This window comes from Stenotrophomonas sp. SORGH_AS_0321 (genome assembly GCF_031453215.1).
Classification (GTDB): domain Bacteria; phylum Pseudomonadota; class Gammaproteobacteria; order Xanthomonadales; family Xanthomonadaceae; genus Stenotrophomonas; species Stenotrophomonas chelatiphaga.
This window is the reverse complement of sequence record NZ_JAVIZG010000001.1, coordinates 1,494,273-1,506,901: the sequence shown is the minus strand read 5'-3', so window position 1 is coordinate 1,506,901 and position 12,629 is coordinate 1,494,273. Positions and strand designations below refer to the sequence as shown.

Sequence of the window (12,629 nt, the reverse complement as noted above, 5' to 3'; positions counted from 1 at the left end):
ACCCTTCCCTTCCCAGATCCGCCGACCATGGGTCGGCGCTACCAGGCCGCCATGAACCTGTCGGAGGTGGCACTGCGTGGGTTCGACGGCAGGGGTCAGAGTCCTTTCGCGTAGCGAAAGGACTCTGACCCCGTGGTTCCCCCACCCTTCCCTTCCCGGATCCGCCGACCACGGGTCGGCGCTACCAACGCCGCCAGGGATCTGTCGAAGGTGGGACGGGGTGGGTTGGCGGGACCGCTCATCCGCATGGATGCGGATGGCGAGCCTACACGGACGTATTCACGGCGATTCCCGCCAACCCACCCCGTCCCGCCCAACCAGCAGCCCTGCAGCTTTTGCCGTTGCCGTTGCCGTTGCCGTTGCCGTTGCCGTTGCCGTTGCCGTTGCTTTCGATTCTGCCTGCGCGGCCAGCGCACCCAACCCCCATAACGAAAAAAGCGACCCCGTTTCCGGAGTCGCTTGTTCGTCTTGGTAGCGGGGGCAGGATTTGAACCTGCGACCTTCGGGTTATGAGCCCGACGAGCTGCCAGACTGCTCCACCCCGCATCAGAAGTGGTTGAATTGCTGCCCCGCGAGGGACGCCTCTTGCAACGATGTTCTGGCAGAACCGCTGCAGTCACAACTCAGGAAACGAATATTACACTAATTGCGCAGCTTTGTATCGTTTTTCAGGAAATATGTGCAAATGCCTGCTGGCACCACACCATGATCGGGTTCCACGCCAGGCCCAGGGCCAGCAGCGCCAGCGCGTTCACGCCCAGCACCACACCCAGCACGCGGTCGTTGTTACGCGGCAGGGGCTCGCCCACCGGCTCATCGAAGTACATGACCTTGATCACGCGCAGGTAGTAGAACGCACCGATCACCGCGCACAGCACGCCCAGGATCGCCAGCCACAGCATGCCGCCGTTGACCGCCGCGCCCAGCACAGCCAGCTTGGTCCAGAAGCCCAGGAACGGCGGAATGCCCGCCATCGACGCCATGATGCACAGGATCAGCGCCGCCATCCACGGATTACGGGCATTCAGGCCCTTGTAGTCGTTGATGTTCTCGGCTTCGAAGCCATTGCGCGACATCGCGATGATCGCGCCGAAGCCGGCGGTCGACATGATCGCGTAGCTCAGCGCGTAGAACAGCGCAGCCGAATAGCCCTGCTGGCCACCACCGGCGATGCCCATCAGCAGGAAGCCGATGTGCGAAACCGTGGAGAAGGCCAGCATGCGCTTCAGGTTGTGCTGGGCGATCGCCATCAGGTTGCCGATCACCAGCGACAGCGCGGCCAGGCCACCGATCAGGATCTTCCACTCATCCGACAGCGGACCCACGCCGACTTCCAGCAGGCGGTAGGCCATGCCGAACGCGGCCAGCTTCGGGGCCGAGCTGATGAACAGCGCAACCGGTGCCGGTGCGCCCTGGTACACGTCCGGCAGCCACATGTGGAACGGGGCAGCACCGAGTTTGAAGGCCACGCCGGCAATCATGAACACCGCGCCCGTCAGAAGCAGCATGCGCTCTTCCGACTGCGGGATGGCCGCGTTGATCACGTCCAGGTGCAGCGAACCGGTCGCGCCGTAGATCAGCGACATGCCATACAGCAGCAGGCCGGAGGCCAGCGAACCCAGCACGATGTACTTCATCGCCGCTTCCGACGCCAGGCCGTTGTCACGGTTGCTGGCGACCAGGGCGTAGGAGCACAGCGCCAGCAGTTCCAGGCCCAGGTAGACCATCAGCAGGCTGCCGGCGGACACCAGGATCATCATGCCGGCGGTGGCGAACAGCACCAGCACCGGGATCTCGCCCTGGAACAGGTCGCGTTCGCGCAGGTAGCTCCAGCCGTACACCAGGCTCAGCCCGCTGCACAGCACGATCACCACCTTCATCACGTCGGCAGCGGTGTCACGCACGAACATGCCGTGGAAGACCTCCCCCTGCCCGCCCGTGCCGGTGGCCAGCATGACCAGCACCACCGCCAGTGCGGCGAGCGAGAACAGATGGGTGATCAGCTTGTTCTGCTTGCTGACGAACAGATCGAGGATCATCAGGGCGAAGGCGCTCGCGACCAGCACCAGCTCGGGAGCGAGCGGGGGCAGGTCAGCAGCGGTCAGTGGCAGCAACGGCGAGGTGGTCATTATCAAATCCTGGAATCAGTTCGCTCGGCAGGCCGATCAGAGCAATTTGCTGGAAGCAATCTGCATCGCCAGCTTGGCGATCGACGGCTCCATCAGGTCGGTCAGCGGCTTGGGGTAGATGCCCAGGGCCAGTACGCCAATGGCGAACACGCCCAGCACCAGCCACTCGCGGCCGTTGATGTCCTTCAGTTCGGCGACGTGGGCGTTGGCCACTTCACCGAAGAAGATGCGCTTGTACAGCCACAGCGTGTAGGCGGCGCCGATGATCAGGGTGGTGGCAGCGCCCAGTGCGATCCACGGATTACGCTGGAAGGCGGCCATGATGACCATGAACTCGCCTGCGAAACCGGAGGTACCCGGCAGGCCGGCGTTGGCCATGAAGAACAGCATCGCGAAGGTGGCGAACCACGGCATCACGTTGACCACGCCGCCGTAATCGGCGATGCGGCGGCTGTGCATGCGGTCGTACAGCACGCCCACGCAGGAGAACATCGCACCGGACACGAAGCCGTGCGAGATCATCTGCACCATCGCACCCTGCAGGCCCAGACGGGCGGCGTCGGCATTGCCGGCCTCACGCACCAGCCACAGGGCAATGAAGGTACCCAGGGTGACGAAGCCCATGTGTGCGATCGACGAATAGGCGATCAGCTTCTTCATGTCGTCCTGCACCAGCGCGACCAGGCCGACGTAGATCACCGCGATCAGCGACAGCGCGATCACCAGCCACGCCCATTCCTGCGACGCGTCCGGGACGATCGGCAGGTTGAAGCGCAGGAAGCCGTAGCCACCGATCTTCAGGGCGATGGCGGCCAGGATCACCGAACCGGCGGTCGGGGCTTCCACGTGGGCGTCCGGCAGCCAGGTGTGCACCGGGAACATCGGCACCTTGACCGCGAAGGCGATCAGGAAGGCGAAGAAGATCCAGGTCTGCTCGGTGGCGGTCAGTTGCAGCGCGTACAGGTCGGCCAGCTGGAAGCTGCCGCCCTTCAGGTACAGGTAGACCAGGGCCACCAGCATCAGCACCGAGCCGAGGAAGGTGTACAGGAAGAACTTCAGCGCGGCGTAGATGCGGCGCGGGCCGCCCCACACACCGATGATCAGGAACATCGGGATCAGCATCGCTTCGAAGAACACGTAGAACAGCATCGCGTCGGTGGCAGCGAAGATGCCGACGGTGACGCCTTCCAGGATCAGGAAGGCCGCCACGTACTGGTTCACGCGCTTGTCGATGGCGCTCCAGGCGCCGATCAGCGCGAGCACGCTGACCAGCGTGGTCAGGGCGATCAGCGCGATGGCGATGCCGTCCACGCCCAGGTTGTAACCGATGTCGTAGGCCGGGATCCAGGCGCGGGTTTCGACGAACTGCAGCGCGTCGATGCCCGGGTCGTAACCGGTGAGCAGCGGGATGCTCAGGGCGAAGGTCAGCAGCGCGACACCCAGCGACGCCCAGCGGGCGGTCTGCGCATCACGGATGGCAAGGACCAGGGCGCCACCGATGATCGGCAGCCAGATGAGGACACTAAGTAGGGGCCAGTTCGACACGTTTTCTTATTCCGTACAGGTCATCAACGCAGGTAATGCATCAGCAGGCCCAGAAGGGCAATCAGGCCGATGATCATCGCGAAGGCGTAGTGATAGAGGAAACCGGATTGGGTACGACGCAGCACATTGGCTGCCACGTCCGCCCCACGTGCGACCAGGTTGACGGTGCCGTCGACGATGTTGGTGTCGAGCCAGCGTGCCACCCTGCCCAGCTTGACGCTGCCGCCGGCAAAGCCGTCGATCCACAGCTTGTCCATGCCGTACTTGTTTTCCAGCACCGAAACGACCGGCGCAAAGGTCCTGCGCGCGCGGCCCGACAGGTCCGGCTTCCACAGGTAGAAGATCACCGCGAGCAGGAAGCCGGCCACGGTCAGGAAGAACGGCGGCAGGGTCATGCCGTGCAGCGCGAACTGCACCGGACCATGGAAGTGCTCGCTCAGGAAGCCCACGGTGTTCTTGGCCGGATCGTAGAAGTCCACGATGCCGGTGAAGAAGTTGGTGGCCTGGCCCTTGACGCCTTCATGCGCGTGATGACCTGCCCAGTCGGTGCCATGCAGCATCGGACCGATGCTGAAGAAACCGATGATGATCGACGGGATCGCCAGCAGGATCAGCGGCAGCGTCACCACCCACGGGGTTTCATGCGGCTCATGCGGACCATGGCCATGGCCGTGGTCGTCGTGGCCGGCATGCGCATCGGCGTGGTGCGCATCGGCGGCATGGGCATGGTCGTCATGCGCATGCGCATCGTGGCCATGGCCGTGGTAGCCATGCGCCACGTCGCGGAAGCGTTCCTTGCCGTGGAAGGTCATGAACAGCAGGCGGAAGCTGTAGAAGCTGGTCACCAGCACGCCACCGAGCACGGCCCAGTAAGCATAGGTTGCGACCCAGCTGCTGGACATGTGCGCGTGGATCTCGGCCGCCTCGATGATGGTGTCCTTCGAGTAGAAGCCGGAGAAGAACGGGGTGCCGACCAGGGCCAGCGTACCGATCCACATGGTGATGAAGGTGATCGGCATGTACTTGCGCAGGCCGCCCATCTTGCGCATGTCCTGCTCGTGGTGCATGGCGATGATCACCGAGCCCGCGCCGAGGAACAGCAGCGCCTTGAAGAAGGCGTGGGTCATCAGGTGGAACACCGCGGCCGAATACGCCGAGACGCCCAGCGCGACGGTCATGTAGCCCAGCTGGGACAGCGTGGAGTACGCGACGACGCGCTTGATGTCGTTCTGCACGATACCGATCAGGCCGGTGAAGAACGCGGTGGTGGCACCGATGAACAGCACGAAGTTCAGCGCGGTCGGCGACAGCTCGAACAGCGGCGACATGCGGGTCACCATGAAGATGCCGGCGGTGACCATGGTCGCGGCGTGGATCAGCGCCGAGATCGGGGTCGGGCCTTCCATCGAGTCCGGCAGCCAGACGTGCAGCGGCACCTGGGCGGACTTGCCCATCGCACCGATGAACAGGCAGATGCAGATAACCGTGGCGCTGGCCCAGACCACCGGCTGTTCCAGCACGCCGATGTGCAGGCCAAACAGGTCGATCGAACCGGACCACACCTGGATGGCGCCGTTGGCCAGTTCCGGATCCATGATCTTGGCGAACACGGTGGCGTAGTCCAGGGTGCCGAACACCCACAACACGCCGCCGATGCCCAGCAGGAAGCCGAAGTCACCGACACGGTTGACCAGGAAGGCCTTCATGTTGGCGAAGATCGCGGTCGGGCGCTTGAACCAGAAACCGATCAGCAGGTAGGACACCAGGCCCACCGCTTCCCAGCCGAAGAACAGCTGCAGGAAGTTGTTGCTCATCACCAGCGTGAGCATGGAGAAGGTGAACAGCGAGATGTAGCTGAAGAAGCGCTGGTAACCCGGGTCTTCTTCCATGTAGCCGATGGTGTAGACGTGCACCAGCAGCGACACGAAGGTCACCACCACCATCATCATTGCGGTCAGTTTGTCGACCATGAAGCCGACGTGTGCCGAGTACTGGCCCACTTCGAAGAAGGTGTACAGGTTTTCGTTGAACGGCTGCGCGCCGCCCCACAGCAGCTGGTAGAAGGTGTACATCGACAGGGCGCAGCTGACTGCCACGCCGAGGATGGTGATGGTCTGCGCGCCGAGGCGCCCGACCTGACGACCGAACAGGCCGGCGATGATGCTGCCGAACAGCGGTGCAAGCACCACTGCGATCAACAGACTCTTGGCGAGTGTGATTTCCATCTGTTAATCAGCCCTTCAACGAATCGACTTCGCCGACATTGATCGTTCGACGTGTACGGAACAGGGTCACCAGGATCGCCAGGCCGATGGCGGCCTCGGCAGCGGCGACGGTCAGGATGAAGAACACGAACAGCTGTCCGGCCGTGTCACCCAGTTCGCGCGAGAACCCGACGAAATTGATGTTCACCGACAGCAGCATCAGTTCGATGGACATCAGCAGGACGATGACGTTCTTCCGGTTGAGGAAGATGCCGGCCAGGCTGATGCAGAACAGCACCGCGCCCAGCGCCAGGATGTGGCCCAACGTGATCATGGCTTGGTCTCCTCGCCGGCGGCCGGCACATCGACGGCGGCCTTGGTGTTGCTGTGCACGAACGGCTGTTCGGCGTTCATCTTGACCACCGTCAGGCGGTCACGCGACTTGACCATGGTCTGCTCGCCCGGATTCTGCGTCTTCAGGCCGGTGCGGTGACGCAGGGTCAGCATGACTGCAGCGACCACCGCGACGGTCAGGATGACCGCGGCGAACTCGAACGGCAGCAGGTACTCGGTGAACAGGCTGCGCGCCAGCCAGGTGATGTTGGAGGTGTCGGCAGCCAGCGCGGCGGCGTTGTCGGCCGGGAACGGGTTGACCGCCCTGCCCCGCACGCCGATCAGGGTGACGATCTGCACCAGCATCACCACCGCGACGACCAGTCCGACCGGCAGGTAACGCACCCAGCCTTCGCGCAGGTTGTCGGTGTCGATGTCCAGCATCATCACCACGAACAGGAACAGCACCATCACCGCGCCGACATACACCAGCACCAGGGCCACGCCGAGGAACTCAGCGCCGACCAGGATCCAGATGCAGGCCACGGAGAAGAAGGTCAGCACCAGGCAGAGCACGGCGTTGACCGGGCTGCGCGCACTGATCACCGCCGCGGCCGAAACACCGGCTGCGATGGCGAAAACCCAGAAAGCGATATTTACCCAATCCATGTCTCGACCTCAGCGGTAAGCGGCGTCGGCGGCACGGCGCTCGGCGATTTCGGTTTCAAGCCGATCACCCAGGGCCAGCAGCTGCGGCTTGGTAACGATGTTTTCGCCACGATTCTCGAAGTGGTACTCGAGGATGTGGGTCTCGACGATCGAGTCCACCGGGCAGCTTTCTTCGCAGAAGCCACAGAAGATGCACTTGAACAGATCGATGTCGTAACGCGTGGTACGGCGGGTGCCGTCCTCGCGCTTGGCCGAATCGATGGTGATGGCCAGTGCCGGGCAGACCGCCTCGCACAGCTTGCAGGCGATGCAGCGCTCTTCACCGTTGGGGTAACGGCGCAGGGCGTGCAGGCCGCGGAAGCGCGGGGACTGCGGGAACTTTTCCATCGGGTACATCATGGTGTACTTCGGCTTGAAGCTGTACTTCAGCGTCAGCCACAGACCGGCCAACAGCTCCAGCAGCAACAGGCTCTTGAAGTAATGGGTAATCCTGTTCATTACGTTAGACACCCTTTTGAATCACGCCGAAGAACACCATCACGGCGGTAACCGCGATCCAGAAGATGGTGAGCGGGATGAAGACCTTCCAGCCCAGTCGCATGATCTGGTCATAGCGGAAGCGCGGGAAGCTGGCACGGAACCAGATGTAGGCGCTGGCGAAGAAGAAGACCTTGACGAACAGCCACGGCCAGCCACCGTTCCAGATCCAGTCGATGAACGGCGAGATCTCGCCCGGATTCACCCAGCCCTGGATCGGGCTCAACCAGCCACCGAGGAAGAAGATCGAGATCAGGAAGCTGATCAGGATCATGTTCGCGTATTCGGCCAGGAAGAACAGCGCGAAGGCACCGCCCGAGTATTCCACCATGTGGCCGGCGACGATTTCCGATTCGCCTTCCACCACGTCGAACGGCGCGCGGTTGGTTTCGGCCACGCCGGACACCCAGTACACGACGAACAGCGGGAACAGCGGCAGCAGGAACCAGTCGAAGAAGCCGGAATTACCGGCCTGCGCCATCACGATGCCGGTCAGGTTCAGGCTGCCCGAGGCGATCATCACACCGACCAGGGCAAAGCCCATCGCGATTTCGTAGCTGATCATCTGCGCCGAGGCGCGCATCGCACCCAGGAAGGCGTACTTCGAGTTGGATGCCCAGCCGGCCAGGATGATGCCGTACACACCCAGCGAGGTCATCGCCAGCAGGTACAACAGGCCGGCATTGGCATTGGACAGCACCAGCTGGGCGTCGAAGGGCACCACCGACCAGGCCGCGAAGGCCGGTGCCAGGGTGATCAACGGCGCCAGCAGGAACAGCACCTTGTGAGCGTTGGCCGGCTGCAGTACTTCCTTGAACAGCAGCTTGAAGACGTCGGCGAAGGCCTGGAAGATGCCCATGCCCACGTACATCGGGCCGTGGCGCACGTGCATCCAGCCGATCAGCTTGCGCTCCCAGACCACGTAGAAGGCCACCGAGATGATCACCGGCATGGTGATCACCAGGATCTTCAGGATGATCCACAGCAGGGCGCCGATTTCACCAAGGCCAAGCAGCCACTGGTGCAGCGGGTCCACTGCGTTCAACAGCAATTCGTTCATGCAGCCACCACCGTTACGCGTGCGGCGCCCAGCGGTGCGGTTGCACCGTGGCCCGATTCAATCCAGACCGAACCCGCGGCGACGCGGGCGTCGACCACCACCGGCAGCGTGGCGCGGCCGGCATCGGTGCCGACCTTGGCCATCTGGCCTTCCTGCAGCTGCAGGCGGGCGGCGTCTTCGGCATTGAGCACGATGCGCGGGGCCGTGTTGAGCGGATGCGACTGCAGCGCCGGTGCACGGCGGACCACCGCGTCGGTGCGGTAGATCGCAGCGGTCGAAGCCACTTCCAGGCCTTCGCTGGCAACGGCAGCAGCCGCCGAGGCAGCAACGGTCACGCTCACCGGCGCCAGACTGGCGCGCAGGCCGGCCAGGTCGGTGAACTCGAAACCGGCCAGCGCCATTTCGCCACCCAGGGCACGCAGCACGCGCCAGCCTTCGCGGGCCTCACCCGGCAGCTTGCCGCCGGCACGGGCCGACTGCGAGCGACCATCGAGATTGGTCAGCGTGGCGTCGATTTCCGGCAGCGCGCCGATCGGCAGGATCACATCGGCGACATCGCGGGTCGAAGCGCAGGCGAACTGGCTGAAGGCCACCACCTGGGCACCGGCCAGCGCCTTGCGGGCGGCGGGGGCGTCGGCGAAATCCAGGCCCGGCTCCAGGCCGTAGACCACGTAGGCCTGGCGCGGCTGGGCCAGCATGCCGGCCACGTCCTTGCCGGCCGGCAGCACGCCGGCGCGGGTCAGGCCGATGGCATTGGCGCCCTGCGGGATACGGCACAGCTTGGCACCGGTTGCAGCGGCGAAGTCACGCGCAGCGGCGCGGATCGCGGCGGCCTGCGGGTGGTTTTCGGCGATGCCACCGACGATCAGCACGGTGTTGCGACCGCCCTGCACCGCCGAACGCAGGTCTGCGTTTTCCAGCGCGCCGGCGAAGGTCGACGAAGCGACGATCTGCTTGCTGGCGATGCTGAAGGCGAAGTCGAAGTCGACCGGGTTGACCACGTGGATCTTCGCGCCGTTGCTGGTCTGCGCCTTGCGCAGGCGGGCATGCAGCAGCGGAAGTTCATGGCGGATGTTGCTGCCCAGCACCACGATCTGGTCGGCGCCTTCGATTTCGGCCAGCGGCAGCCCGAACACTTCGGCGGTCGCCGCGTCGGAGAAGTCGCGGTTGTTGATGCGGTGGTCGATGTGGGTCGAACCCAGGCCCGACGCCAGGCGGGCCAGCAGTGCGCCCTCCTCGTTCGAGGTCGACGGGTGCACCAGCACGCCCAGCGCGTCGCCCTGGTTGGCCTTGAGGATGTCGGCGGCAGCGGCCAGGCCTTCGGCCCAACTCACTTCCTTCCACTCGCCATTGACCTTGCGCAGCGGCTTGACCGCACGGTCTTCGCTGTACAGGCCCTGGTGCGAGTAGCGGTCACGATCGGACAGCCAGCATTCGTTGACCAGCTCGTTGTCGCGCGGCACGGTGCGCAGCACTTCGCCGCGACGCACGTGCAGGAACAGGTTCGAGCCCATCGCATCGTGGTAACCCAGCGATTCGCGCGCGGTCAGTTCCCACGGACGGGCGCGGAACTGGAACACCTTGTTGGTCAGCGCGCCGACCGGGCAGACATCGACCACGTTGCCGGACAGTTCGGTGGTCAACGGCTTGCCGTCGTAGGTACCGATCTGCAGGTTCTCGCCGCGGTACATGCCACCCAGTTCATAGGTGCCGGCCACGTCGGCGGTGAAGCGGACACAGCGGGTGCACTGGATGCAGCGGGTCATTTCGGTGGCCACCAGCGGCCCCATGTCCTCGTCCACCACCACGCGCTTGCGCTCGTTGAAGCGGCTGACCGAACGGCCATAGCCGAGCGACACGTCCTGCAGTTCGCACTCGCCGCCCTGGTCGCAGACCGGGCAGTCCAGCGGATGGTTGATGAGCAGGAACTCCATCACCGAACGCTGGAACTTGAGTGCCTTTTCGCTGCGGGTGGCGACCTTCATGCCATCCATCACCGGGGTCGCGCAGGCAGGCGCCGGCTTCGGCGACTTCTCCACGTCCACCAGGCACATGCGGCAGTTGGCGGCGATCGGCAGCTTCTCGTGGTAGCAGAAGCGCGGGATCGGGATGCCGGCCTTGTCGGCGGCCTGGATGATCATCGAGCCCTTCGGCACGACCAGCGACTGGCCGTCGATTTCGACGGTGACGTGGTCCGGTGGCACGTTGGGACTTACGGGTTGCGCGCTCATGCGGCAGCAGCCTCCACCTTCTTGCCGTCAACCATCGAATGACCGTTGACGATGTAGTACTCGAATTCGTCCCAGAACTGGCGCAGGAACCCCTGGATGGGCCATGCCGCCGCTTCACCGAACGCACAGATGGTGTGGCCTTCGATCTGGCCGGCCACGGCCTTCAACTGGTGCAGGTCTTCCATCGTGGCCTTGCCGGCGACGATGCGCTCCAGCACCCGGTGCATCCAGCCGGTACCTTCACGGCACGGGGTGCACTGGCCACAGGATTCCTTGTGGAAGAACTGGCTGATGCGGCAGGCGAACTTGACGCAGCACACGCTGTCGTCCAGCACCACGATGGCGCCCGACCCCAGCCCGGTGCCGAGGGCACGCAGGGTGTCGTAGTCCATCGGCAGGCCCTTCAGCTCTTCGGCCTTCAGCACCGGCATCGACACGCCGCCCGGGACGGCGCCCTTCAGCGTGCGGCCCGGCTTCAGGCCACCGGCCATTTCCAGCAGGTCGTCGAAGGTGGTGCCCAGCGGCACTTCGAAGTTGCCGCCCTGCTGCACGCAGCCGGACACCGAGAAGATCTTCGGACCGCCGTTCTTGGTCAGCGACAGGCCCTGGAACCATTCCGGTCCATTGCGGATGATCGCCGGCACCGAGGCATAGGTCTCGGTGTTGTTGATGGTGCTGGGCTTGCCGTACAGACCGAAGTTCGCCGGGAACGGCGGCTTGTAGCGCGGCTGGCCCTTCTTGCCTTCCAGCGATTCCATCAGCGCGGTTTCTTCGCCGCAGATGTAGGCGCCGGCGCCCAGCGCACCGTAGATGTCGATGTCCACGCCGCTGCCGAGGATGTCCTTGCCCAGCCAGCCGTTGGCGTACGCGTCGGCCAGGGCCTGTTCGAAGTTCTCGAACGGCTCGTGGTGGAACTCGCCGCGCAGGTAGTTGTAGCCCACGGTGCTGCCGGTGGCGTAGCAGGCGATCGCCATGCCTTCCACCACCGAATGCGGGTTGTAACGCAGGATGTCGCGGTCCTTGCAGGTACCCGGCTCGGATTCATCCGAATTGCACAGGATGTACTTCTGCATCGTGCCCTTGGGCATGAAGGACCACTTCAGGCCGGTCGGGAAACCGGCGCCGCCACGGCCGCGCAGGTTGGACTGCTTGACCATCTCGATGACCTGCTCCGGCGAGATCTTCTCTTCGAGGATCTTGCGCAGGGCGGCATAGCCACCGGTCTTGAGGTAGCTTTCATACGACCACGGAGTGTCGTAATGCAGGGTGGTGTAGACCACCTGGTGCGGCAACGGTGCGGGACCGACCGGACCACTGGGTGCGTGATGATGTGCCATGGCTTACTCCAACCCGTCCAGCAGCTCGTCGACTTTCTCGACGGTCAGGCGCTCGTGGTAATGGCCGTTGATGACCATCATCGGTGCACCGGCGCAACCGGCCAGGCACTCTTCTTCGCGCTTGAGGTAGATACGACCGTCCGCGGTGGACTGGCCGGTGCGGCAACCGAGCTTCTTCTCGGCGTGCGCGACCAGGTCTTCGGCACCGTTCAACCAGCAGCTGATGTTGGTGCAGAACGCCACGTTGTGGCGGCCGACCTTTTCCAGCTCGAACATCGAGTAGAAGCTGGCGACCTCGTAGGCCCACACCGGCGGCAGGTCCAGGTACTTGGCCACGCCGGCGATCAGCTCGTCGGTCAGCCAGCCTGCGTTCTGTTCCTGCGCGGCGTGCAGGCCCTGCAGCACGGCCGAGCGCTTGCGGTCCGGCGGGAACTTGGACAGCCAGTGATCGATGTGAGCACGGGTCTTGTCGCTCAGCACCACCATCGGATCGACGTCGCGCGCCGCCTCGAAATTACCTGTCGCCTTCATCGGCCGACCTCAGCGAAATGCATGTCTTGGAATTCCATATGCTGCGGCGCCGG

Annotated in this window: 10 protein-coding genes and 1 tRNA gene; all 11 read right to left on the bottom strand. The window is 64.2% G+C overall.

The window, feature by feature from the left end; translation table 11 throughout:
* Positions 1-469: 469 nt before the first annotated feature.
* The 11 genes from QE373_RS06505 to nuoE all read right to left on the bottom strand — a co-directional run bounded on the left by QE373_RS06505 (position 470) and on the right by nuoE (position 12,576).
* Positions 470-546, bottom strand: a tRNA-Met gene (locus tag QE373_RS06505).
* 122 nt (positions 547-668) lie between these two features.
* Entirely contained in the window at positions 669-2,129 is a 1,461-nt protein-coding gene (gene nuoN, locus QE373_RS06500) for an NADH-quinone oxidoreductase subunit NuoN (protein ID WP_057508458.1), read from the bottom strand.
* A 36-nt stretch (positions 2,130-2,165) separates the two neighbouring features.
* Positions 2,166-3,674 (bottom strand): NADH-quinone oxidoreductase subunit M, encoded by a 1,509-nt coding sequence (locus tag QE373_RS06495; protein ID WP_057508457.1) that lies wholly within the window; start codon positions 3,672-3,674, stop codon positions 2,166-2,168.
* Positions 3,675-3,697: 23 nt separating this feature from the next.
* Positions 3,698-5,899: an NADH-quinone oxidoreductase subunit L gene (gene nuoL, locus QE373_RS06490; protein ID WP_309684849.1), complete on the bottom strand. Its 2,202-nt coding sequence runs from the start codon at positions 5,897-5,899 to the stop codon at positions 3,698-3,700.
* Between the two features lie 7 nt (positions 5,900-5,906).
* Positions 5,907-6,212: an NADH-quinone oxidoreductase subunit NuoK gene (nuoK, locus tag QE373_RS06485; RefSeq protein ID WP_042614969.1), complete on the bottom strand. Its 306-nt coding sequence runs from the start codon at positions 6,210-6,212 to the stop codon at positions 5,907-5,909.
* Positions 6,209-6,880, bottom strand: a complete 672-nt coding sequence (locus tag QE373_RS06480) for an NADH-quinone oxidoreductase subunit J (RefSeq protein WP_057508455.1) — start codon at positions 6,878-6,880, stop codon at positions 6,209-6,211. Before QE373_RS06480 ends, nuoK begins: the two co-directional genes overlap by 4 nt.
* Positions 6,881-6,889: 9 nt before the next feature.
* Positions 6,890-7,378, bottom strand: coding sequence for an NADH-quinone oxidoreductase subunit NuoI (gene nuoI, locus QE373_RS06475; RefSeq protein WP_042614967.1), 489 nt, complete (start codon positions 7,376-7,378; stop codon positions 6,890-6,892).
* 4 nt (positions 7,379-7,382) lie between these two features.
* The gene (gene nuoH, locus QE373_RS06470; protein WP_123699667.1) at positions 7,383-8,477 is read right to left on the bottom strand and encodes an NADH-quinone oxidoreductase subunit NuoH; all 1,095 of its coding nucleotides are present in this window, start codon (positions 8,475-8,477) and stop codon (positions 7,383-7,385) included.
* Complete coding sequence (nuoG, locus tag QE373_RS06465) at positions 8,474-10,708, bottom strand: NADH-quinone oxidoreductase subunit NuoG (protein ID WP_309684841.1); 2,235 nt, start codon at positions 10,706-10,708, stop codon at positions 8,474-8,476. Before nuoG ends, nuoH begins: the two co-directional genes overlap by 4 nt.
* Positions 10,705-12,045: an NADH-quinone oxidoreductase subunit NuoF gene (gene nuoF / locus QE373_RS06460; protein WP_309684838.1), complete on the bottom strand. Its 1,341-nt coding sequence runs from the start codon at positions 12,043-12,045 to the stop codon at positions 10,705-10,707. Before nuoF ends, nuoG begins: the two co-directional genes overlap by 4 nt.
* A gap of 3 nt (positions 12,046-12,048) precedes the next feature.
* A complete protein-coding gene (gene nuoE / locus QE373_RS06455; protein WP_042614963.1) occupies positions 12,049-12,576 on the bottom strand; it encodes an NADH-quinone oxidoreductase subunit NuoE in 528 nt (175 codons plus the stop codon).
* Positions 12,577-12,629 lie beyond the last annotated feature (53 nt).

Bases quoted from the DNA above. Each gene is read 5' to 3' on its own strand.
- nuoN (WP_057508458.1), bottom strand. From the start codon at position 2,129: ATGACCACCTCGCCGTTGCTGCCACTGACCGCTGCTGACCTGCCCCCG.
- nuoL (WP_309684849.1), bottom strand. From the start codon at position 5,899: ATGGAAATCACACTCGCCAAGAGTCTGTTGATCGCAGTGGTGCTTGCA.
- nuoK (WP_042614969.1), bottom strand. From the start codon at position 6,212: ATGATCACGTTGGGCCACATCCTGGCGCTGGGCGCGGTGCTGTTCTGC.
- QE373_RS06480 (WP_057508455.1), bottom strand. From the start codon at position 6,880: ATGGATTGGGTAAATATCGCTTTCTGGGTTTTCGCCATCGCAGCCGGT.
- nuoI (WP_042614967.1), bottom strand. From the start codon at position 7,378: ATGAACAGGATTACCCATTACTTCAAGAGCCTGTTGCTGCTGGAGCTG.
- nuoH (WP_123699667.1), bottom strand. From the start codon at position 8,477: ATGAACGAATTGCTGTTGAACGCAGTGGACCCGCTGCACCAGTGGCTG.
- nuoG (WP_309684841.1), bottom strand. From the start codon at position 10,708: ATGAGCGCGCAACCCGTAAGTCCCAACGTGCCACCGGACCACGTCACC.
- nuoF (WP_309684838.1), bottom strand. From the start codon at position 12,045: ATGGCACATCATCACGCACCCAGTGGTCCGGTCGGTCCCGCACCGTTG.
- nuoE (WP_042614963.1), bottom strand. From the start codon at position 12,576: ATGAAGGCGACAGGTAATTTCGAGGCGGCGCGCGACGTCGATCCGATG.